The organism is Streptomyces sp. WM6386, assembly GCF_000972385.1.
GTDB lineage: Bacteria > Actinomycetota > Actinomycetes > Streptomycetales > Streptomycetaceae > Streptomyces.
This window is the reverse complement of the sequence record NZ_JXTE01000305.1, coordinates 1-750: the sequence shown is the minus strand read 5'-3', so window position 1 is coordinate 750 and position 750 is coordinate 1. Positions and strand designations below refer to the sequence as shown.

1 protein-coding gene is annotated in these 750 nt (G+C 69.9%); it reads left to right on the top strand.

Annotated features, from left to right (window positions below; genetic code table 11):
• On the top strand, positions 1 to 503 hold a 503-nt coding region (locus TN53_RS41385; protein WP_046264049.1), incomplete at its 5' end, for a DinB family protein.
• Positions 504 to 750 lie beyond the last annotated feature (247 nt).

Sequence of the window (750 nt, the reverse complement as noted above, 5' to 3'; positions counted from 1 at the left end):
CCCGGCTGCACGGTCTTGCCGATGAGGAGTACTTCTGGGAGCCGGTGCGCGGCTGCTGGAGCATCCGCCCACGCGGCACGTCGGCCGCACCGATGTCGGCAGGTTCGGGGGAATGGACGGTGGACTCCGCGTCCCCTGATCCGGTGCCGGCGCCGGTGACCACGATTGCCTGGCGGCTGGCGCACATCATCGTCTCGTGCCTGGGCTATCGGGTCGGCTGGCACTTCGGCGGCCAGGACGTCGACTCCCAGACATTCGCCTATGCGGGGACCGCTGACGAGGCGCTGAAACAGCTTGATGAGATGTACGGGAGATGGAACGCGGGGGTCCGCGAACTCTCGGACGCCGACCTGGAGAACCCGCCCACAGCGGGTCCCGAGCGGTTTCCCATGGAGGGCATCGTCCTCCACGTCAACAGGGAGGTGATCCATCACGGCGCCGAGATTTCCCTGCTGCGCGACCTCTACCGCCGGCAGGACGGAGCAGTACCGCGCCGCATATGAATCGCCCTGTCTCCGCACAGCACGATCAGCCTGGCGGGGGAGGGGGCCGTCGCCACCCGGGGCCCTACCCCCGGTCGCCGGGGTCTCGGCCGTGGCCCGCGCGAAGGAACTCGCGGGCGCCGCGCAGGCGTGTGGCGACGCGCCCCTGTGTGGCGGTGCTGTAGGGCGCGGGCGAGATCTTCGACGTGTACCGGGCAGCGGATGGTGTCGGTGAACAGGACGCCATCGTCGCTGCCTGTCACCGGGC